The organism is Candidatus Competibacter denitrificans Run_A_D11 (assembly GCF_001051235.1).
GTDB classification, from domain to species: Bacteria; Pseudomonadota; Gammaproteobacteria; order Competibacterales; family Competibacteraceae; genus Competibacter_A; species Competibacter_A denitrificans.
Genome location: NZ_CBTJ020000046.1, coordinates 1 through 21,027 on the forward strand (window position 1 = coordinate 1; position 21,027 = coordinate 21,027).

General features: G+C 58.2%; 15 protein-coding genes. 6 read left to right on the top strand and 9 right to left on the bottom strand.

Annotation, left to right across the window (positions count from 1 at the left end; translation table 11 throughout):
- Positions 1-559: 559 nt before the first annotated feature.
- On the top strand, positions 560-1,834 hold the full coding sequence (locus tag BN873_RS11050) for an ammonium transporter (protein ID WP_242434416.1): 1,275 nt from the start codon (positions 560-562) through the stop codon (positions 1,832-1,834).
- A 5-nt stretch (positions 1,835-1,839) separates the two neighbouring features.
- On the opposite strand, the gene BN873_RS11055 is transcribed toward BN873_RS11050, so the two are convergent.
- The 4 genes from BN873_RS11055 to BN873_RS11070 all read right to left on the bottom strand — a co-directional run bounded on the left by BN873_RS11055 (position 1,840) and on the right by BN873_RS11070 (position 5,289).
- Positions 1,840-2,664: a lysophospholipid acyltransferase family protein gene (locus BN873_RS11055; protein WP_048673656.1), complete on the bottom strand. Its 825-nt coding sequence runs from the start codon at positions 2,662-2,664 to the stop codon at positions 1,840-1,842.
- Positions 2,661-3,452: a GNAT family N-acetyltransferase gene (locus BN873_RS11060; protein ID WP_082161228.1), complete on the bottom strand. Its 792-nt coding sequence runs from the start codon at positions 3,450-3,452 to the stop codon at positions 2,661-2,663. The genes BN873_RS11055 and BN873_RS11060 overlap by 4 nt, the downstream gene beginning before the upstream one ends.
- An 86-nt stretch (positions 3,453-3,538) precedes the next feature.
- Positions 3,539-3,988, bottom strand: a complete 450-nt coding sequence (locus BN873_RS11065; protein ID WP_082161229.1) for a phosphatase PAP2 family protein — start codon at positions 3,986-3,988, stop codon at positions 3,539-3,541.
- A gap of 98 nt (positions 3,989-4,086) precedes the next feature.
- Positions 4,087-5,289, bottom strand: a complete 1,203-nt coding sequence (locus BN873_RS11070) for a glycosyltransferase family 4 protein (protein WP_048673657.1) — start codon at positions 5,287-5,289, stop codon at positions 4,087-4,089.
- A gap of 224 nt (positions 5,290-5,513) precedes the next feature.
- Between BN873_RS11070 and BN873_RS11075 the strand changes: the two genes are divergently transcribed.
- Positions 5,514-7,379 carry a PhoX family protein gene (locus tag BN873_RS11075; protein WP_048673658.1) on the top strand — a complete coding sequence of 622 codons (1,866 nt, stop codon included), beginning with the start codon at positions 5,514-5,516 and terminating at the stop codon, positions 7,377-7,379.
- A 67-nt stretch (positions 7,380-7,446) separates the two neighbouring features.
- Complete coding sequence (locus tag BN873_RS11080) at positions 7,447-9,504, top strand: hypothetical protein (RefSeq protein WP_139031691.1); 2,058 nt, start codon at positions 7,447-7,449, stop codon at positions 9,502-9,504.
- Between the two features lie 10 nt (positions 9,505-9,514).
- Here the strand turns inward: BN873_RS11080 and BN873_RS11085 are convergent, their stop codons facing one another.
- The 5 genes from BN873_RS11085 to BN873_RS11110 form a co-directional block, all read right to left on the bottom strand.
- Positions 9,515-10,327 carry a UDP-2,3-diacylglucosamine diphosphatase gene (locus BN873_RS11085; protein ID WP_048673660.1) on the bottom strand — a complete coding sequence of 271 codons (813 nt, stop codon included), beginning with the start codon at positions 10,325-10,327 and terminating at the stop codon, positions 9,515-9,517.
- Positions 10,328-10,510: 183 nt separating this feature from the next.
- Complete coding sequence (locus BN873_RS11090) at positions 10,511-11,674, bottom strand: MalY/PatB family protein (RefSeq protein WP_048673661.1); 1,164 nt, start codon at positions 11,672-11,674, stop codon at positions 10,511-10,513.
- A gap of 56 nt (positions 11,675-11,730) precedes the next feature.
- The gene (locus tag BN873_RS11095) at positions 11,731-12,849 is read right to left on the bottom strand and encodes a serine hydrolase (RefSeq protein ID WP_053085301.1); all 1,119 of its coding nucleotides are present in this window, start codon (positions 12,847-12,849) and stop codon (positions 11,731-11,733) included.
- A gap of 43 nt (positions 12,850-12,892) precedes the next feature.
- Positions 12,893-13,831, bottom strand: coding sequence for an endonuclease/exonuclease/phosphatase family protein (locus BN873_RS11100; protein ID WP_048673662.1), 939 nt, complete (start codon positions 13,829-13,831; stop codon positions 12,893-12,895).
- Positions 13,832-14,521: 690 nt separating this feature from the next.
- The gene (locus BN873_RS11110; protein WP_048673664.1) at positions 14,522-17,977 is read right to left on the bottom strand and encodes a protein kinase domain-containing protein; all 3,456 of its coding nucleotides are present in this window, start codon (positions 17,975-17,977) and stop codon (positions 14,522-14,524) included.
- 305 nt (positions 17,978-18,282) lie between these two features.
- Between BN873_RS11110 and aroC the strand changes: the two genes are divergently transcribed.
- From aroC to BN873_RS11125, 3 genes are all read left to right on the top strand, one after another.
- On the top strand, positions 18,283-19,401 hold the full coding sequence (gene aroC, locus BN873_RS11115) for a chorismate synthase (RefSeq protein ID WP_048673665.1): 1,119 nt from the start codon (positions 18,283-18,285) through the stop codon (positions 19,399-19,401).
- A gap of 55 nt (positions 19,402-19,456) precedes the next feature.
- Positions 19,457-20,596, top strand: a complete 1,140-nt coding sequence (locus BN873_RS11120) for an MFS transporter (RefSeq protein WP_048673666.1) — start codon at positions 19,457-19,459, stop codon at positions 20,594-20,596.
- A 130-nt stretch (positions 20,597-20,726) separates the two neighbouring features.
- A partial coding sequence (locus BN873_RS11125; protein ID WP_048673667.1) for a transposase occupies positions 20,727-21,027 on the top strand: 301 nt, incomplete at its 3' end.

Sequence of the window (21,027 nt, forward strand, 5' to 3'; positions counted from 1 at the left end):
CGTTGTGTCTCCAACGGCAAGACAGTGGCTAGCTCCGCCGTGTTCGGACTGCGTACCTCAATCATCGCGCCCACCGCTAAGGCCACCTTACCCACCACTGTCTTGCGAAGCCTCGGCAGCGCCGCCTTCAGCCCCCGGCCGACTTCCTCTGCCAATCTCCGCACCGTTCCCATCCGCTTCGCCTCATGCCCTAGTTCACACAGTCCAGAAGATTTGCTCAAACTGATGGGGGGTAAGCGTCCTGTACTAAGGATTAGGAGTTACGCAGTTGAAATTCTAAGTGATTGATTAATAGAAGATTTCGGCTGTCTGCCGCACAAGTCGATTTCTTTTAAAATCAGAGCGTTAGAGATCCAACTGCGTAACTCCTAATGATTATGATTTTTCATTATTTTTATGGTCGGCGCAGTATTTGCTATGTTGCTCCGATTCCATCCGGGATGAGCCTGGCTTTGACCCGGATTGGGGCAATTCCTCTCGAAACCCATCCGAGCCAAACGAAAAGAGCTATTCAATCATGAGTCAGATCCATCGCCGGTTGTCGATCCTGCTGATAATAATGCTAACGGGCGTGCTGGCCCCTGCGGTGTCCTGGGCGCAAGTCCCCGCTGCACCTAATCCGGGCAACACCGCCTGGCTTCTCACCTCCACGGCGCTGGTGCTGTTCATGACCCTGCCAGGTCTGTCCTTATTCTACGGCGGGCTGGTGCGCACCAAAAACGTGCTGTCCGTGCTCATGCAATGCTTCGCCATCACCTGTTTAGTTTCGCTGCTGTGGTTCGTCTACGCCTACAGCCTGGTCTTTGGAACCGGCAACGCCGTGATTGGCGATCTTGGCAAGATCTTCATGGCGGGGATCGAAGAAAATTCCCTGACCGGCGATATCCCGGAAACCATTTTTGCCATGTTTCAACTGACCTTCGCCATCATCACCCCGGCGCTGGTGGTCGGGGCGTTCGCGGAACGGATGAAATTTTCCGCCATGCTGTGGTTCAGTGGCTTGTGGCTGACGCTGGTTTACGCACCAGTGGCGCATTGGGTGTGGGGTGGGGGCTGGCTGAGCAAGCTGGGCGTGCTGGATTTCGCCGGTGGCATCGTGGTGCATATCACCGCTGGCATCGCGGCACTGGTTGCGGCGCTGGTGCTAGGCCGACGCCACGGTTTTCCGACCACGGCCATGCTGCCTCACAATATGACGATGGTGGTGACTGGCGCTGGCATGTTATGGGTCGGCTGGTTCGGTTTTAATGCCGGTAGCGCGCTGGCGGCCGACGGCAATGCCGGGATGGCGATGCTGGCGACGCATTTGTCTGCCGCCGCCGGGGCGCTGGCCTGGACCGGAATGGAATGGTGGAAGTTCGGCAAACCCAGCGCGCTCGGCATCGTGACCGGAATGGTCGCGGGACTTGGCACCATTACGCCCGCATCAGGCTATGTGGGGCCAGCAGGCGGTGTGATCATCGGTAGTATGGCGGGTGTGGCCTGTTTCCATGCTACCCAGTATGTAAAACGGGTTTTGAAGATCGACGACTCTTTGGACGTGTTCCCGGTGCATGGTGTGGGTGGCATCCTGGGGACACTGGCTGCTGGCATCTTTTCGTCCACCGATCTGGGGATAGTGAAGGGTCAGGGTTTCGGGCCAGGCGTCACCAGCATGGCGGAACAATTCGGCGTGCAGCTCCTTGCGGTGATCGTGACCGTCGCTTACACGGCGGGTATTACCTTCCTGGTGCTCAAGCTGATAGAGCGCTGGATCGGTCTGCGGGTGGGCCGAGACGTCGAGATCGGTGGCTTGGATATCGCCCTGCATGAAGAGCGGGGTTACGATTTGTAAAAAAGTTAGCGCTTGCTGATCAACGCACTCCAGCCTTGCCGTGGGAGAACTGTTTTTCCCGGCTCAATGGCATTCATCTCCAGCAAATCGCTCACTTCAGCCTGGGTCTGCCGGGCCAGGAGATCGCGGGAGAGATGGGGCGGAACTCGAATTGCCCCGAAACGCAGAACCGCCACCGCGGCTGGTTCGCCGAGTAACCGCCACAAATGTGGCAGCAAATCGTCTTCGCCGATGAAGGGAACGGTTGGGTTAATGCCGCCGGCACGCGGGTAACGCAAGGCGATGGCTTGCACCGGGCAGCGGGCCAGCAGCGCGGCCTGAAACAAGCGGGGATAAAACCGGCGAACCGATTCGCCCGTGGTCGAGGTGCCTTCGGGAAACACCAGCACCCGCTCGCTTTGCCGTAGCCGCCAGACCAGTTGCTCGGTGGCATCCAAGGCACCGTTGACACCCCCGCGTCGAATGAATGCGGTACCGGCCCGTCGGCACAACCAGCCAAACAGCGGCCAGGCTGCCACTTCCTGCTTGGCGAGAAAATGTGTCGGACAGACCGCCGCAATACAGAAAATATCGAGCCAGGAAATGTGATTGGCGATGAACAGCGCGCCCTGTGGGTAAGGGGTTCCGCTGGTTTGAATACGCACCCCCATGATTCGGCATAGCCGCCGACTCCACCAGGCCAGTGGAGCGGTGGAGCGGTAGCGGCGCTGGTGGCCTGGTCCCAGGGCAGCGGCGATCAAAACCCCCGCCAAAATGTGCAGTGCCAGCAGGGGAGTGCGAATACTCCGTCTCCCTACACGGGCCAGACTGTTGCGCCAGTGATCCCTCATTGGTCACGATCCAGGAAATGCCGGGCGTAACGTCGCTCAATGCGTTGAGTGGCCAATAGAATGAAGACATCCGCCACCTTGAAATCGGGATCAAGACAGGGTTCCCCGCCGATCCGCGCACCCAGGCGCAGATAAGCCTTCAGCAGCGGCGGCACCGTCTCAACCCGGCTGGCCATTCCATCGTGACGGGGCAACGGGAGCAGCGGTTTCACCCGTAGCGGTTCCGGCACTAAATGGCGTTGCGCCAGCTCGGCGTAAAGCGCCCGTATCGAGTGGCTGTTCTCGCCCAGCGGAATGCTGGCGCAACCGATCAGATAATCAATGCGATGAGCGGCGATGAAAGCGGCTAAGCCAGACCACAGCGTGCCGATGGTCGCGCCGTTGCGATGATCGGGATGGACGCAGGTACGACCAATCTCCATGAAGCGCCCCGGCAGGGCCAATACCGGCGTCAGATCGAATTCGGTTTGCGAATAGAAACCGCCGGCACGGTTCGCAGCGTCGGCCGTTAAGATGCGAGTACAACCGATCACTTGACCGAAGCCGTCACGGACAATGAGGTGCTGGCAATACGCATCAAGAGGATCATGGTCGATCCCCGGCAATCTATTGTGGAGCTTGGCTCCCATTTCTTCGGCGAAGATCGCGTAGCGCAGACGTTGCGCCGCCCGAATGTCTTCCTCGCAGCGCGCCAGCGTCGCATCAAGCGAGCGGGGCGCACCCGTTGGGGCAACAGAGGCTGATGGAAACGAGCGGGCGTGGTCGGCAACGCGGGGCGATTCGGTCATCAAGGCAAGCTCCAAAAGTGCCAAATGGAACGATGCCGTCAAGGGTAGAAACGCCGTATTGCAGCCTGTTTACCGACGTGTTAAACCTAGATGAAAGACAATTGCAGCGCCAGCATCGCCAGTCCGGCGCCCAGCAGCGCACCGGCCAGTACATCGCTGGGATAGTGCAACCCCAGGACGATCCGCGACAGCGCAACCAGTGCCGCAAACGGAATCAGCAATGGGCCAAGCGCCGGGTAGTGATAAACCGCTACCAACGTGAAGGAAACGGCGTGAAGGGTGTGTCCCGATGGAAAACTGTACTCGTCCAATGGCGCCACGCGCGGTTCGATCTGGTGATCTTGCGCGCAAGGACGGGAGCGGGTGGTACGCGCTTTGAGCCATTTGTACAGCACCAGCGCGGCCGCACCCGCTAGCAGCATCCGTCCGACCGCCGGCACCGCAGGCGCACCCTGTATGAGCAAGAGCGCAGCCATCAACCCATACCAAAACACCCCATCGCCCAAACGGCTGACCACTGCGAACAGTCGAATCATCGCCCGGTGATGGATAACCTGTTGCGAGCGGCGGCACCACGCCAATTCGCGGTGGGTCAAGCGGACCCAGCGCACGGGGGCAGCCGGATGCAAGTCGATCAAGTCGCGCGAATAGTGCTGAGACATGGGATATCTCCCTTGGCGACGCTGAGTAATAAAGTTGCTAAACGGTCGTAAATCTGTTCGCCATTCGCCTGGAGGGCAGCGTAGCGGGCAGCCTGACCCATGACTGCTAGTTGGTTCGGATCTTGGATTAACCGGGTCGTGGCGGCGATGAACGTCTCGGCATCCCCAAACGGCGCTAACACACCGCAGTGACCGGGTTGAACATGGGCGTGGGCGGCGGCATAGTCGAAGGCTACGACCGGCAAGCCACTGGCCAGAGCTTCCAGCACCACGTTGCCGAAGGTTTCGGTGAGGCTGGGAAAGAGGAACAGATCAGCCGAAGCGTAATGGGCAGCCAGGTCTTCGCCCTGACGCATCCCACAATAAACGAAACCCGGATGACGAGCGCGTAAACGCTCGGCCATCGGCCCGTCGCCGACCAGAATCAAGCGTGCGTTTGGCCGTACCTGGCGGATCGCTTGAAAGGCCGTGATCACCAGTTCCAAATTCTTCTCCGCCGCCAGCCGTCCCACATACACGACGGCGAGCGCGCGCGGGGCTACCCCCCAATGTTGCCGTAGCGCCGGATCGCGCCGCTGTGGCGTAAACAACGCGGTATCTACCCCGCGCGCCAAAACTTGGGTGCGCAGAAAGCCCAGTGATTGCAACTGATCCGCCAGTTCCTGAGTCGGCACCAGGGTTTGCGCACCCTGATTGTGAAAATGCCGCAAGTAGGCGGTGATCGGTACGGCGAGCCAGCCGAGGCGGTAATGGCTGCTGTATTGCTGAAAATTGGTGTGAAAACTGGTGGAGATGGGGAGTCCCAGGCGCCGCGCCGCGCGTAAGGCTGAATAGCCCAGGGGGCCTTCAGTAACAATGTGAACCAGATCAGGTCGCATTTGTCGCCATCGCGCCATCAAGGCCCCGGTGGCGGGCCAGCCTGCTTGCAGTTGCGGATAACGGGGAATCCTAAAGCCAGGTAAACACAGCTTTTCTAAAGAATCATTAGCGTCTGTGACACTGTTCGCGCTCTGACGGACACAGACCAAATCGACTCGGTGGCCACGCCGACGTAAGCCTTCGATCCAGCGGGCGATAGTGAGGGCTACGCCGTTGATTTCCGGCGGGTAAGTCTCGGTGACGATGCTGACGTGCAATGATCGCCAGGGCGTCGGTGGTGAAATATCCTGGTTCATGCGCCGAATTTTCGGCGGCTGTCGCAACAGATTGATGATGGTTTGATGAAAAAATGATGACGTTTACGCCGGTTGCTGGCGACGGGCATGGCTATTAGGCGTGGCAGCAATGCGCGCGATTTTATGGTGTTTCGGCGGTGCCGATTATCAGCCCACCGAGTGTCATCGTTCGGTCATGTGAGCCAGTCAGAATACGCTTTTAATTTTCTAGCAGTGGGGTGGTTATGAATGTGAAGTTATTAGCGGTGGGCTTGTTGGCGGGTTTGGGAGTCGCCGCCTGCGGTGGGAGCGATAGCAACGATTCCCCAGTTAAGACGCTTAAATCAGTGGATTTCACCGAAACGCCGGTGCCTACTACCGCTGATGAGATGGCTAAGACCTACAGCAAATCAACAGTTAAGCTGAGCTACACCGATGGTACGGTAGTTGAGAAACCATTGGCCTACCACACGTTGTTCAGCGTGAAGGACAAGATTTCTGAGGTGAAGGGACAGAAATATCCTGCCGGCCAGCTCTACAATTACAAGATGGAACCACTGCTTGATCCGATGGGTAATCCTGTAGTGGCAGAAACGCCGGATGCCAATAGCTTGCTGAATATCGGCGGAAAGCTGTTTCTGGTCACCCATTATGAATACGACTGGATTCTAAGCGATGGTTCGGAGGCGTTTAAAACGCCCGGCTGGTATACCCGCTCGCCGATGTCCATGACCCTGAGCGATATTACCCAGGCCAGCGATGGTACGTTGAGCGCGACTAAAGTCCGGCCCATCGACTTCTCTGGCGTCAATGGCCTGTGGATTCCCTGCAACGGTTCACAAACGCCCTGGAACACCCATCTTGGTTCCGAGGAAGACTACGATTTAATTTATAACCCGCTGGACTCCAAGAATTACGCTACAACTACCGCCGGTCTTAAGGCACTGCGCGAGCAATACTTCAAGGGTGAACGTGAGGCCAACCCCTATCACTACGGCATCATTCCCGAAGTGACCATTAAAGCCGACGGATCTACCAGCGTGGTCAAGCATTACGCCATGTCGCGCGGTACCTGGGAGATGTCGCAACTGATGCCGGATGGCCGCACCGCGTATCTGGGCGATGATGGTGCGCATGTGCAGATGACCATGTTCGTAGCGGATAAATACGGTGATCTGTCCGCTGGCACGGTCTATACCGCTAAATGGAGTCAGACCAGCGACCAGAACGGCGGCAGCGCCAACCTGACCTGGATCAAGCTCGGCCACGGCACCGACGCCGAGATCAAGGCCCTGGCCGAAAAACTGACCTTTAACGACATCTTCAGCGCCGTCGCGCCGAGCAATGGTCAATGCCCCACCGGTTATCAGCGCGTGCGCGCCGGTTCCAGCGCCGACGAATGCTTGACGCTTAAGCCGGGCATGGAGAAGGCGGCCGCCTTTTTGGAAACCCGCCGCTACACCGCACTGCTGGGCGGTACCACTGAGTGGACCAAAATGGAAGGCATCGCGGTCAATGGCAAGGATAAGAAGGTGTATCTGGCAATGTCGCGCATCGAGAGCAGTATGCGTTCCGATCCCACCGAACCAGCCGATCACATCAAGCTGCCGGAAAATAAGGCCGGCGCAACCTATACCCTAGACCTAAAAGGCGCGATCAAGGACACGCAAGGCAATGCCATCGATTCCGAATGGGTGGCGGTGAAGATGTATGTCGAACCGAAATTGCTTGGTAAGCCGATCACCGCTGATGCGTCAGGCAATACCGCCGACGTGAACACTATCGCCAACACCGACAATCTGTTTTTCTCGGAGAAGATGCGGACACTGTTCATCGGAGAAGATTCGGGAATGCACGTCAACAACTTCGTGTGGGCCTACAACGTGGATACCCAAAAGCTGACCCGTATCTTGACTCTGACCGCCGGGGCTGAATCGACCGGCCTTAAAGTCTACGACAACGTGAACGGCTACGCCTACATCACCAGCAATGCCCAGCATTGGGGTGATTTCACCAGCACCACCAGCGCTAGCCTGAAGACGCAATTAACCCCGATGATCGATAAGTTCTATGCCCCGGTCGGCTACATCGGCGGCATACCTGGGCTTTAAGTTCATCCATGGGGCTTGAGAAGCTGACGCGGTTGTCGTCAGCTTCTTCTTTTTTGGGAGAAGCACCTTGAATCACCATCCATTGCGTTGGTGCGGAACGATGATTGTGGCCACTCTAGCGGCGATGCTGGCGGGTTGTGGCGATAGCCCGCTGCCAGCGGCCAAAGCTGAAGCCGCGCCCGCCGCCGTTTCCGGCTTCCCGAAAGGTGACTACCGCAGCCCGCTGACGTTTTCCAATCCCTACGCGCATATTCCCGCCCAGTGCTACATCGAGACCTCGCGTGGCGCTCAAAACGCCTGCCTGTTCTGCCATACCAACGGCCCTTATCAGGCGGGACTGGGCAATAACTTCCCGCAGGCAGGCGCAGAACCACGCCTTGGCAACCTGCAACTGGAATATTCGTTTACCCCATTCAGTGCGTTCGTCGCCTCGCCCAGCCGCAACCCTTGGGAAAACACCCTAACGCCGGAGAGGCTGCGGGAAGCCGTGACCGTGCTGGGTATTGATCCTGCGGCCTGGGACATGGAGCGCTACATTCGCCAGGACAATTGGCGAGTTGCATTTGCGCAGCGTCCTGGTAACCTGCTGGTCTGGGATGGCGGCGGTGACGATGCGCCATTTCGGCTATTTCCCGGCCTTGATCCGAGCGATTTGCCCGCCGACACCGATGGCTTTGTTCGTTCTGGTACGTCGCGCAACGGCTTCTTTCAAGACAGCGACGGCCGCTGGCTGACCGGCTGGCGGGCGGTCAATTTCATGCCCTATGGGATTTTCACGCCGATGACCGGTTCGGTGTCCGGCATTTATATCCGGCTGCCTCAAGCCTTCATGCGGCGGGCGGATGGTACTTTCGATTTGGACGTGTATCGGCAAAACCTCGATCTGGTAGAGCGAGCGATCCAGGATCGTTTACGCTCTGAAGAGGGCGCCAATTATCGCGGTGCGGCCCAAGCCGTCGCCATTGAGCGCGGTTTATACCCAGTCGGCACCGAATTTGCCCACCCGCTGCATTATGTCGATGTGGCCGCCGATGGCCGCAATCTGACGATCAGCTCCTATCCGGGCACCCGCGCCCGACGGGTCAAGGAGATCCGGTACATGGTCAAGTGGAAGCCGTTTTATCCCAGCCAGTTCCGACCGGGTGTCAAGGAAGAAGGAGCGCCGATCTACGGGAATGATCGGGAAGGTTGGGTCGATAACGGAGTAGGCTGGTATTTAGCCGGTTACATTGAAGCCGCCGACGGGGCGCTACGCCCTCAAAATCGTGAGGAATTGATGCAGTGCATCGGTTGCCATAGCGGCATCGCCAGCACCGAATTTCCGCAGTTTACATCTGGAACCGGCAATACCATTGACTCGGCCTGGGCATTGCCGCGTAAATTCGCCGGTGAACTGGGCTGGCAAGAGATGGATTATCTGGGGTACTTGGCACAACCCGACGCCAAAGCCGATCAAACCCCCGGTCAAGCGCAACGCGGCGACCCGCTGAATCGCCGGTTGGAGAAAGGAGAATTTCGCCAGTTCCTGGATCATGTCGTCGGGGCGAGTTTATACGGTGATATGCCGGCCGCTATTGAGCGCTTTTTGGCGACGGCTATACAACCTGCCCATGGTTATTCTGCTGCTTGGCCGGCGCTTGATACCGCCGACGCTGCGGGATTTCAGCAGCGCCAGATCGTGCGGCAGCAAAAGCTCCTGCGGGAGTTGACCGCACGCGGCGGCTATCTGGCCACGAAGGGAGCCATTCGCGGTGAGTTGCTCTATCCGCCAAAACAGGCTGCGCTGGCCGCCGCCCGCCGCTATCGACAGGTCGTAGTCACCCAGCGCTATACAAAGGGCAAAGATGTATTCCCGGAAACACCGGCGACCTATCGCTATTTCCGCGAGGCTGAGGAAGGCTTTGCCCATCAGGATGGGCGGGCCTATCAAGTGGGCGAGGTCATTACGGATCGACCGGTTGATAGGGAAAATCCCGCATCGATCACTTATGGCGTGGGCAACGCGAAAACCCTGATCGATCCCGCCAAGCTCTTCGTGGCCGGCGGGAGCTACCTACCGGATTATCTGCCTTTGTTGAGTGAGCCGTTGCGCTTTGAGGCTACCGACGCTCAGCATGGCAGATGACACACGGTGTTCACGCCGCCGCCCAGTCGGGAATGGGCGGTGTTTCCGGCCAGCGCTGAGGTTCTTGCGCCGCGACAACCGCGTGTTCACACGTCCAGCGTAGGATTTCCAGCGAGCCGTCGCGGCGCTCGGCCAACGCGGTGCAGCTTTCCACCCAATCCCCATCGTTGCAGTACAACACGCCATTCAGATCGCGCAACGCCGCATGATGGATATGGCCGCAGATGACGCCATCCAGATCGCGTCGTGCCGCTTCCCGTGCCGCTGCCGCTTCAAAGCGCGCGATATAGGCCGCTGCCCGACCGATTCGCTGCTTGAGGAAATTGGCGAGCGACCAATAAGGGCGCTGGCCGCGTCCCCGCCAACGGTTATACCAGCGGTTGGCGAACAGCAACACGTCATAAGCCCAGTCACCCAGCCAATTGAGCAAAGGCCCGCCACAGCGAACCGCACTATCACATTCATCGCCATGGGTGACCAGGAAACGCCGGCCATCAGCGGTAACATGTATCATCTCCGGCACGATTTGCACCCCGCCGACCGACAGTCCCCAGTAATCGCGCACTACCTCGTCGTGGTTGCCGGGCACATACCAGACCTTGATGCCTGTCTGCGCTTTTGCGATCAGCGTTTTAATCACCTCACCGTGCGACGCCGGCCAGTGGCCACCTTTGCGCAGGCTCCAAAAATCGATCAGATCGCCCACCACATACAGTTCCTCACACGGGTTTTGGCGGAGAAAAGCGAGCAGAAACTCGGCTTTACATTCCTTAAAGCCAAGATGGATATCGGAGATCCACAGGGTGCGAAATTTTGCGGTCATGCGCTTATCCGAGAGTTAAGGCGGATCTTGAAGGAAGCGGTTGGCCGCAAAGTGTGGAAAAGATCAATAACAGGAATATTGCGCCGCCGTGACTGTTTGGTGACAGTGAGTGCCGGCGGCTGGCAAGGTGAGTGAGGGGACAATAAGGCGGCGTGCGAGGCCGCCGAGGGGATTCGATTGTGTCTAGCGGTCTCCAACCCAGGCCGTGCGCATTCGTTCGAGTCCTTCGTGCAGCGTAGCACGCGGGCAGCCGAAATTGAGTCGGACGAAACCCTGGCCACCCGGCCCGAACGTGATGCCATCGTTCAGCGCGACCCCGGCGTTTTCAAGGAAGAACCGGTGCGGGCTATCAGTCATTGTGATTTGCCGACAATCGAGCCAGAGCAAATAAGTCGCTTCTGGGACGGTCGCACGCATACCGGGAAGATGCCGGGCGATGTAATCCGCTGCGTAATCGCGGTTGGCGGCGAGATAGTCAAGCAATTCCCGCAACCATTCCTCACCATGCCGGTAAGCTGCTAGCGCCGCGTGGAGTGCGAGAATGTTGGCGTCCGGTACGATCCCGCGCATGGCTTGTTGAAAGCGTCTGCGCAGCTTGGGATTTTCGATGATGGCAAAACTGGCACCAAGACCGGCGATGTTAAAGGTTTTGCTCGGCGCCATCAGGGTAATGCAGTGCTGGGCAATCTCCGGCGCCAGGGTGGCGAACGGGATATGCCGCCGACCATCAAGCAACAAATCGCAGTGGATTTCATCCGAGCAGACCGTTAAATCATGTTGCTCGCAAAACACGGCCAAGCGGTGCAATTCCGTCTCGTCAAACGCTCGGCCCACCGGATTGTGGGGGTGACACAGCATAAACAGCCGCGTCCGCGCCGTTACGGTGTCGGCGAGCGTTGCATCGTCAAAAGTGTAATAAAGCGGTCCGTCACGCACTTCGGCGCAAAGCTCAGCGGTGAGCAACTGGCGGTCCTGATGGATGGGCGCGCTCAGGAAGGGCGGGTACACCGGCGGTTGCACCAATACCGCGTCGCCTGGCTCACCGACCGCGCGACATGCCACGTTCAATCCGCAAACCAGCCCCGGCAGATACACGATCTGCTCTGGAGTAATCTCCCAGCGATAAAGGTCGGCCAATCGGGTGCAGATGGTTTCGGTCAGTGCGTCCGGCGGTGCGCCATAGCCGAACACCCCGTGGTCTATCCGCTCGCGCAGAGCGGCCAGCACCGGCTCCGGCGAGAGGAAATCCATGTCGGCTACCCAGAGGGGTAAGACCGGACCATAGCGTTGCCATTTAAGGCTATCGCTACTACGTCGAATGGGTGAATCATCGAAACAATAGCTCATGAATGTATCGCAAATCTCTGGGGTGGCGTGGGGCGGTCAACGGGGCCGAGAGGCGCTTAGGCCAGATCGTACATCTGGCGCATATGGTTGTAGGCAATATTCGACACTTGACGAATCACGTTGCCACGAATGTTTTGCCACAGCATATAGCGGCTGGTTGGCCGGGATTTTTCGATGATCCCGATGAATGTGTAAGGATAACGACGGCCGTCGGTGCCACGGGCGACCAGGATACCCATGTCGCCGCACAGGCGCGCCGTGGTGCCGGTTTTATCAAAGACCAAGGTACCGTAGGGGATTTCCCTGGCGCCGGTGAAAACCCGGTCACGATTGGGTAGGTTCATCAGCCGCTTGATTTCATCGGAATAAGGGAGTTCGTCGTACCACAAGGCCTGCAAAAACCGGTGATAGTCGAGGGCCGATGCCCGGTTGCGGTAGGTACGCCCGCTGCGGGGGATATATTCGACGATACGGGTGCCACGGAAAACACCGGGATTACGGCGCTTGATGGTATGTTCGGCCTCGGCCGGGCCGGAACGGGAACTCGTCTCGTTGAGCAACGCGATGAAATAATTGGTAGCCCGGTTACTGCTGTGTTGAATCATGTTCTCCATTTGTTCACGGCGAAATGGCGTGTAATCAAATGTGCCATCCTCAACCTTATGGAAAAACGCCAGCGCGATGAATGGCTTAATCATGCTCGCGCTTTGATAAGAGAGTCCGGCATTAATGGTGGCGAGGAAGCGGCCGCTGGTGAAATCGTAAACCAGCCAGGCAGTCCGTTCATTCGTCGCTACTCGGCCACGCTCCCGCTGATCGGTTAGATAACGCTGGATGGAGACATTGAGGTCTCTGGAGGCCCAACGTTGCAGATCTGACGAATAGGTCGGCTGTTCGGAGTAGCTCTGGCGATTTTGCCAGCCAGACTGGGGATACCAAGGCCGACGGTTATAACGCGGCGGGTAATCATACCGACTCGGCCGGTTATACCAGGTGGGTCGGTCGATAGGGGGTGGTTCTCCCCCCCACTGTGCCGCCGCATCGCGCGGCAGTGCGCTTAAGCCCGCGCTCGCGAACAAAGCCCCCAATCCAGTCAGCAGAGCGCGTCTTGCAGGATCGGGAACCGAGTCAATCTCGCTGGGAATATCAGGCATGGGCGGTAGCAAAAGCGGCATGTCGGTACCTCGGTTGGGGGGGTGAGGGTGCAACGGTGACAGATTATGGCGCGACGATTTGGAAATCGACAATGATTGGATAATGGTCGGACCCCAGGTCCGTACCCGTTTTCCGGTATTTAATGTGAATGCCGGCTGAAAATAAGGCGTGATCAATCGGTATTTGCAGCGGAAGCCACCCCACAGGCCAGGACGGTGAAATCCCATACCCGCTATCGCGCAGCCCCGAATCGGCCAGCAGGCGCGCGAAATGCGGCGACCAGGGGGAAATGTTCAGATCCCCTACTAATAAGAGAGGGTGTGTGCTTTGCCGGGCAAATTCGGCCAACGTTGCCAGTTGCTCGTTGCGATCTCGCGCCAGGTCGGCACTAACCGGCGGCAAGGGGTGAGTAGCGACCAAGGTAAAATGTCGGGGGCCATCTGCCAATTCAGCGATGATGGATGGCAGTCCGGCGGTGCTGAACTGAACAACCTCAGCCCGTAGAAAGGGTTGGCGGCTTAACAGTGCGATCCCGAAATTGTCCTCGCGCGGTGCGGCGACGCGATGGGGGTAGCGATCCGCCAGCTCGCTGAGCTGCTCAAGCAGCCAGGGGGTTGCTTCCAACAGCGCCACGAAATCGGCTTGAGAGGCAAGCACCGTCTCTTGAATCCGCTGCGCATCACGATTGGCTGAGTTGACGTTCGCCAGCAGAACACGCAGCACCGGTCTCGCTTGACCGTCCTCTATGGGTAGCGGCAAGAACCGAGGTGCCAGGGTTAGGCCATTAACGAGGGCAAAAAGCGCGAATAATCCCGCCAGATGCCGCTGCCGACAAAGGAGTGCGCTAGTGACTGCGAGCATGACCGCGTATTGAACTCGGAAGTGGGTTGCTAACTCAAAACCCCACCAGAAGCGACCGAGAAAACCGGCAAGAGTGGCCGCGCAAATCAAGACCCCACTAGCGCTCAGCAAACCGACCAAAGTGACACTTATTTTTGACATTTTCTGGGGAATTTCTTAAATTTACCTAAATGACCGGATAAAATCGCTAGAAGTGGCCTTGTGCTTTAGGAGATTAGGGAAAACCACTATGCCACTTGTTAAGTCCCTTATTTACTCTAAAAAACCAGACTTTAATATTAACGTTCCCAGAGTAAGTATTAACGCTGTAACAGCATGGAAATAATAAAAAACTTATCCTGGTTATTTAGGGAGGAAGCGCGGCCTAGCCGCTGACTACCAAAGATGAGGAGAAACCAATAATGAAAAGTGAAATCACCCGATCCGTGAAGGCTCGGCGCTTTGGCAGCGAAGGATTGATGCCGGTTGATAAGTATCACTGTCCCTATCGTGGTACGGTCTCCTGCGTGAGTGCTAGCGGAGGCAGTTATTGCGGCGGTTACGGGGGTGATGCGCCCATCAAGGGGACACAACTTTACGCGATCCGGTGCCTTGAGGAACACAACGCCGACTTTATGCCCTGTCACTGGGTAAAATCACTGCGTCGATTAGCGTATCCTCAACCGCAGCGTTAAGGGTTTAGATCTCGGCTGCCGTGCCCGGATAGGCCGCCAGCGAGGCGAAGTTGGCAGGCCAGTCGATTAGGCTGGCTTAACCGGAGGATGCTTCCGAACCGAGGCGAGAATCTCGATAGACTCAAGATTCTCGCCTTGTTGTTTTTTAGCCTGATGTTCATTGCTCTACCGAGACCCGGATTTTTCGGTCATCCTGCCATTCTCCCACGATTCGCTTGCCATTTTCGTAAAGCACGCCCTGGCCGTTTTTGCGGCCGCCGCGCCATTCGCCTTCGTAGCGGCTCCCATCTTTGTAGTAATAAACCCCTTGGCCGCTGGGCTGATCGTCAGCAAATTCACCGACATATTTTTCGCCGTTAGCGTACAAGTAGGTGCCTTGGCCGCTTTTACGACCATTGCGCCATTCGCCGTCATAGCGGTTGCCGGTACGGTAATAATATGTGCCCTGGCCATCAATGACATTGTTCCGCCATTCCCCAACGTACTTTTCCCCCCGCTTAGCGTAGGTGTAGGTGCCTTGGCCGTGCATCTTGGCATTGCGAAAATCGCCGGAGTATTCGCTGCCGTCTGGGTGTCGATAGGTGCCTGTGCCGTTCTGGCAGCTACCCTGTAGGCAGTTGCTTTGCGGGGAGGAGGCCGCTTGCGGCTGCGTGGGCGGCGTTTCGGTGGCCGTCTGATTTTCCGAAGGTCGTCCGCGACGTGGCGGTGCGGCTTCAGCTTCTGGTTGGGCGTTAGCTTCGGCCGCTCGTGATTTTACCGGCGGCCGAGTGGGAGTCGTGTCTGGCGTCGCCTCAGCGAGGGTCGTCCGCTCCGTCCGCTTACGCAATAACGGCACTGTGAGCTTGACGACTTCATCCTCAGCGGTCAGCGTGACCTCTTTACTCCATTCTTCATAACCTTCCCGCTGAACTTGGAGGTGGTACGCACCGGTCGGCAGTTCCGTCTCCAGGGGAGTAGTCCCGACGGGTTTGCCATTGATCACAACTTCGCTGCCTGCCTGATTAGCGCGTACCACCAGCCGGACCAGCAAGGTCGGTGTGGCCTGTAGCTGCTTGAGCCGAGCGTGAGCGGCGGCGATCAGTTTGCGCTGTTTCGGGTAACTGACGATGAATTGTTCGATTTCGCTGGGATTGGTGCTGTTTTTCACAGCGGCCCAGGCTTGCTGCGCTGTTTGAGGTGCGGGTTCAGGCGTTGTGGGCGGTGTACGAAACTCAGATTCAATCTCGACAGGTCGGGAAGACGAGCGTGATTTTGGTTGCGCTGCGAGCTGCGAGGGTGAAATCAGACTGATTGCGGGTAAGTCTGACTCGGATTCTGTAGCCGATGTTGTACTCTTGGCTGGGTTGTTTTGTGTTGCTTGCCGACTGGCCTGTCGTTGCTGTTCTTCGAGTTGCTGTTGCGCTTGTGCCTCCGCGCGTCGCTGTTTTTCGGCCTGAGCGCGCAAGCGTTCTTCGGTGCGGCGTTGTTCTTCCACTTGAGCGTGCAAGCGTTCTTCAGCGCGCCGCTGTTCTTCGGCTTGGGCGCGTAAACCGGCTTCCATACGACGTTGTTCCTCGGCTTGGGCACGCAACCGCTCTTGTTCGGCCTGGTGCTGCGCTTCCGCCTCGGCTTCCGCTTGTCGCCGTGCCTTGGCCTCGGCTTCTGCCTGCCGTCGTTCCTTAGCCTCGGCTTCCGCTTGTCGCCGTTTTTCAGCCTCAGCTTCGGCGCGGCGTTGTGCTTCGGCGCGACGTTGTACTTCCGCCTCGGCTTCCGCCTGCCGTCGTTCCTTAGTCTCCGCTTCTGCTTGTCGCCGTTTTTCAGCCTCGGCTTCTGCTTGTCGCCGTTTTTCAGCCTCGGCTTCGGCGCGGCGTTGTGCTTCGGCGCGACGTTGCTCCTGCTGTTCAACTCGCCGTTGTTGCTCCTCAGCACGGCGTTCTTGTTCGGTCGGTGCCGCTTCCTCAACTTGAGCGCGCCGCCGTTCTTGCTCGGCCTGCCGTTCAGCTTCGGCCTCGGCGCGGCGTTGCGCTTCGACGCGACGCTGTTCCTCTATCTGAGCGCGCCGCCGTTCTTGCTCGGCCTTGCGTTGCAGTTCTTCGGCTTGGGCACGCAACCGGGCCTCGGCTTGGCGCTGCTCTTCGATTTGCGCCCGTAGTTGTGCTTCCAATTGTCGCTGCTGCTCAGCCTGAGCGCGCAAGCGTGCCGATTCGAGCTTGCGCTGCTCTGCCGCCAGGGCTTGTTGGCGCGTTTCAAGTTCCTGCTGACTGCGCTGCCGCGCTTGCTGTTCCTGGACTTCGCGTTTAAGAACCAGCAGATCACTATGCTGAGGCAGTGCCAGTAAACCCCGTTCGATATGGGCGAGACTGCTATCGAGCGCCCCTTCCTGCCGAGCGCGCCGCGCTTCGGTTAGAAACGTTTCTGCATCCGGCTTGGGTGGCTGGTCGCGTTCCTGGGCCTGCCGGGTTTTTTCCATATCAGCAAGCTGGCCGCTGACGTGTTGGCGTAAAGCCAATAAAGCGGCGTGATCAGGGACCAGCCGTAAGCCTTGATCAATGCGGGCCAGGCTGTCGGCTAAAGCCCCTGCCGCCTGTTGCTGAGTGGCTTGCGCTAGCAGTTGATCGGCTTCAGCCCGTTGCTTGGCGGGCGTGTCCGCAGGGGTAGAAGTTGCTGTCGGGGGAGAAACATCCGGCGGCGTTGAGCGGTTCAACAGGGCATATCCCCCGGCAGCCACGACTCCAGCGAATGCCGCTGCCAAGGGAAGGGCGCGCCGCCACTGCGGACGTTGCACTGGTACGGCGGAGGGTCCGCTGTTGATCAGGAGGGCTGGCCGGACGCCGGTGTAGCCGGTAGGCGGCTCAATCGCGTCCAGGGCGGCGATCACGTCCTCGCCACTTTGAAAGCGGTTGGCTGGATCTTTTTCCAGCAGCTTGCTGAGGAAGGGTTGAAAGCGTGCCAGTTCGGTCGGCAATTCCGGGATGGGCGCTGTGACATGCATCATCGCCAGCGCGAAGCTGTCTTCGGCGGAGAAAGGCACATCACCAGCCATCATCTCGTAGAAAAGTACGCCCAGGCTGTACAAATCCGCCCGGCCGTCTACCGCCTGGCCACGAATTTGCTCTGGACTCATGTAGCGCGGGGTACCGATGGACAAGCCGGTGCGCGTCATGATCGTGCTGCCACCGAGCGTTTTGGCGATGCCAAAGTCGGTGAGCACCGGACTGCCGTTTTCTCGGAACAGGATATTCTGCGGCTTGATATCGCGATGGATGATGTTGCGGCGATGGGCGTAATGTAAGGCGCTGGCGATGGCCCGCGTGACCGATAAGGCGTCGTGCAGGGGCAGGCCATCGCGGATGCGTTGATGCAGGGTGCCGCCTGGCAGATACTCCATTGATAAGTAATAAACGCCATCGTGCGAGCCGATGTCATAAACCGTGACGATGTGCGAGTCATTGAGTTGGGCGATAATGCGCCCCTCTCGCAGAAAGCGGGGAGCGAAATCCGCATCTGCCGTAAGAACAGGCTTGATAATTTTCAGAGCAACGTGGCGATCCAGGGATTCCTGCATGGCGAGATAGACGAGCGCCATGCCCCCTTGACCTAGCTCACGCTCGATTTGATAGCCAGGAATGTGCATATTCAGTGTCCTTCATGACTGACGCCGCGTTCCGATGTTCATCAATGCGCACTATTTTTAGCACGGTGTTAGCGCGTTTTATTAGCCAGCGCGCAAAATCGCGCTCGTGGCATCCTGTCGGCGCTATGATAGGTGACCGCATGTTCTACAGGGCAGGCAATCATCGGGAGTCGATGGATTCTAGCGACAGGCAATGCCTAGAGGCGCTGCTTCCTCTGTAGCACAAACTCAATGATCAAAAATTATAGCAAATCTCGTGCCGCCAATTGTGCCGGCCACGGATCTTGCCTTCGGGTATTTTTCTTATGTCCGGCAATACCTTCGGTAAATTGTTCACGGTCACCACCTTCGGCGAAAGCCATGGTCCCGCGCTGGGCGCCATCGTTGACGGCTGTCCGCCCGGTCTTGCGTTGTCTGAAATGGATTTGCAAGCCGATTTGGACCGGCGGCGGCCCGGCAAGAGTCGCCACACCACCCAGCGCCGCGAACCGGACGAAGTGCGTATCCTGTCCGGCGTGTTCGAGGGCAAAACCACCGGTACGCCGATTGGATTATTAATCGAGAACGTGGACCAGCGTTCGAAGGATTACGGCAACATCAAGGATCAATTTCGGCCGGGTCATGCCGACTATACCTACCAGCAAAAATACGGCTTTCGCGATTATCGTGGCGGTGGCCGCTCCTCAGCGCGGGAAACCGCGATGCGAGTCGCGGCCGGGGCCATCGCCAAGAAATATCTGCGCGAACGCTACGGTGTGATGATCCGGGGCTATCTGGCCCAGCTTGGCCCGATTCGGCCGCTCAAATTGGTCTGGGACGAGGTGGGCAACAACCCGTTTTTCTGCCCAGACCCGGATCAGATCGTCGCGTTGGAGCAGTTTATGGATGCGCTGCGCAAATCCGGCGATTCCATCGGCGCACGGGTCACGGTGGTAGCCAGTGGTGTGCCGGTGGGCTGGGGCGAGCCGGTATTTGACCGGCTGGATGCCGATATTGCCCATGCGCTAATGGGAATTAACGCGGTCAAGGGTGTGGAGATCGGCGCTGGTTTCGCTAGCGTGGAACAGCGTGGCACCGAACACCGCGATGAAATGACGCCGGCGGGATTTCTGAGCAATAACGCCGGCGGCGTGCTGGGCGGTATTTCCAGTGGGCAAGACATCGTGGCCAGCATCGCCCTGAAGCCGACCTCCAGCCTGCATCTGCCAGGACGGACGATCAATCTGCACGGCGAGCCAGTGACGGTGGTCACGAAAGGTCGCCACGATCCCTGCGTTGGCATTCGCGCCACACCCATCGTTGAAGCCATGCTGGCGCTGGTGCTGATGGATCATGCCCTGCGTCACCGTGCCCAAAATTTGGATGTGCGCCCAGGAATGCCGCCTATTCCAAGTTTGGCGCCATCGGGTGAGTCGGCCGGTTAGCTTTTGTTGACCAGCTTCTCTCTAACGCAAGTGGAACACATCGGCGCTTCATAGGATGCCCTTTCATCTCTATGTGCGCCTATCTGCTTTTTATCTGATTTATTTTGCGAATCTTGGCGTGCTGTTGCCCTATTGGGGGCCGTATTTGGCGGCGCTGGGGTTCGGCCCGGCGCGTATCGGCGAATTGATCGCCATCCCGCAAGCGACCAAGTTGATTGCGCCCACACTTTGGGGCTGGTTGGCCGACCGCACCGGCCGGCGGATGCGGGTGATCCGCTGGGCTTGCCTGGCCTCGGCGTTGAGCTTTGCCGGCGTTTTTGCGGTCGGCGGTTCTTATTTCGGCTTGGCCTTGGTGACGCTGCTGTTCAGTTTCTTTTGGAATGCGGCGTTACCCCAGTTCGAGGCGGTGACTCTGACGCATTTGGGCGAGCAGACTCACCGTTACAGCCGCGTTCGGTTATGGGGATCGGTGGGTTTCGTCAGTGCGGCGGTCGGATTGGGGTTTGCGACGCGGGTTTGGGGCATCGGTATTGTGCCGGCCATGCTGTTGGGGTTGTTCGTCGCGTTGTGGCTGAACAGCTTGCTGGTGACGGAGCGCCCGATCATGTTGACCGCGCGTCAGAGCCTGCCGCTCGGTCGGGTATTACGACAGCCTGCGGTCATTGCATTCTTCGTCGTCTGTTTCCTCAATCAAGCGGCTCATGGGCCGTATTACGGTTTTTTCTCGCTTTATCTGGAAACGCTGGGGTATTCGCGCCAATTTATCGGCTTAATGTGGGGCTTAGGGGTGGCCGTTGAAGTCGGTATGTTCATGGTTTTGCCGCGTTGGCTACCCCATTTTGGGCCGCGTCGGCTAATGCTGGCCGCACTAGCGCTGGCGGCGTTGCGCTGGCTGCTCATTGGCCATTTTGCTGATCATCTGCCGGTTCTATTGTTCGCCCAAAGCTTGCACGCCTTCAGTTTCGGCGTGTTTCACGCCGTATCCATTCATTTGATCCATCAGTTTTTTCCGGGATCGTTGCAGGGCCGTGGACAGGCGTTGTACAGCAGTTTAGGTTTTGGAGTGGGCAACGCCTTGGGCAGTCTCGCCGCCGGTTATTTGTGGGTAGGGCTGGGGCCGGCGGCGATGTTCGATTTGGCGGGCGTGTTGGGTGTTCTGGGCTGGCTGGTGGCGTGGCGGGGCTTGCGAGTGTGAGTAGGGCCGTACGTGTGTTGGGATTACGGTTAAAGAGCCGCTCTGAGGCGTTCCATCGAGACTGTAAATTCGATTGTGTAAATGCTCCACTGTAGGAAACGAGGACACTGACGTGTCAGGAGCATTGACGATGACGACACCATTAAGCAAAGTAGACCAGGACTTTTCACCGGAGTTAAAGAAGCTGGCGGTAGAGGTCGCCCGGCACATCAAGACGGAACAAGATTTAACGGCGCTGAGCCGGCAGTTGTTGAAGCTGACGGTAGAGAGTGCGCTGAAGGCAGAGCTGGACGCGCATTTGGGGTATGAACGGCATGCGGCGGAAGGCCGTGGCAGCGGCAACAGCCGCAATGGCTATTCGGGCAAAACGCTCAAAGGGGACTTAGGTGAGGTTCCCATCCAAACCCCACGCGACCGGAATAGTAGTTTTG

What these genes read in the sequence shown, in the direction of transcription:
- BN873_RS11050 (WP_242434416.1), top strand. Translation starts at nt 560, where the DNA reads ATGCTAACGGGCGTGCTGGCCCCTGCGGTGTCCTGGGCGCAAGTCCCC.
- BN873_RS11055 (WP_048673656.1), bottom strand. Translation starts at nt 2,664, where the DNA reads ATGAGGGATCACTGGCGCAACAGTCTGGCCCGTGTAGGGAGACGGAGT.
- BN873_RS11060 (WP_082161228.1), bottom strand. Translation starts at nt 3,452, where the DNA reads ATGACCGAATCGCCCCGCGTTGCCGACCACGCCCGCTCGTTTCCATCA.
- BN873_RS11065 (WP_082161229.1), bottom strand. Translation starts at nt 3,988, where the DNA reads ATGATTCGACTGTTCGCAGTGGTCAGCCGTTTGGGCGATGGGGTGTTT.
- BN873_RS11070 (WP_048673657.1), bottom strand. Translation starts at nt 5,289, where the DNA reads ATGAACCAGGATATTTCACCACCGACGCCCTGGCGATCATTGCACGTC.
- BN873_RS11075 (WP_048673658.1), top strand. Translation starts at nt 5,514, where the DNA reads ATGAATGTGAAGTTATTAGCGGTGGGCTTGTTGGCGGGTTTGGGAGTC.
- BN873_RS11085 (WP_048673660.1), bottom strand. Translation starts at nt 10,327, where the DNA reads ATGACCGCAAAATTTCGCACCCTGTGGATCTCCGATATCCATCTTGGC.
- BN873_RS11090 (WP_048673661.1), bottom strand. Translation starts at nt 11,674, where the DNA reads ATGAGCTATTGTTTCGATGATTCACCCATTCGACGTAGTAGCGATAGC.
- BN873_RS11095 (WP_053085301.1), bottom strand. Translation starts at nt 12,849, where the DNA reads ATGCCGCTTTTGCTACCGCCCATGCCTGATATTCCCAGCGAGATTGAC.
- BN873_RS11100 (WP_048673662.1), bottom strand. Translation starts at nt 13,831, where the DNA reads ATGTCAAAAATAAGTGTCACTTTGGTCGGTTTGCTGAGCGCTAGTGGG.
- BN873_RS11110 (WP_048673664.1), bottom strand. Translation starts at nt 17,977, where the DNA reads ATGCACATTCCTGGCTATCAAATCGAGCGTGAGCTAGGTCAAGGGGGC.
- aroC (WP_048673665.1), top strand. Translation starts at nt 18,283, where the DNA reads ATGTCCGGCAATACCTTCGGTAAATTGTTCACGGTCACCACCTTCGGC.
- BN873_RS11120 (WP_048673666.1), top strand. Translation starts at nt 19,457, where the DNA reads ATGCCCTTTCATCTCTATGTGCGCCTATCTGCTTTTTATCTGATTTAT.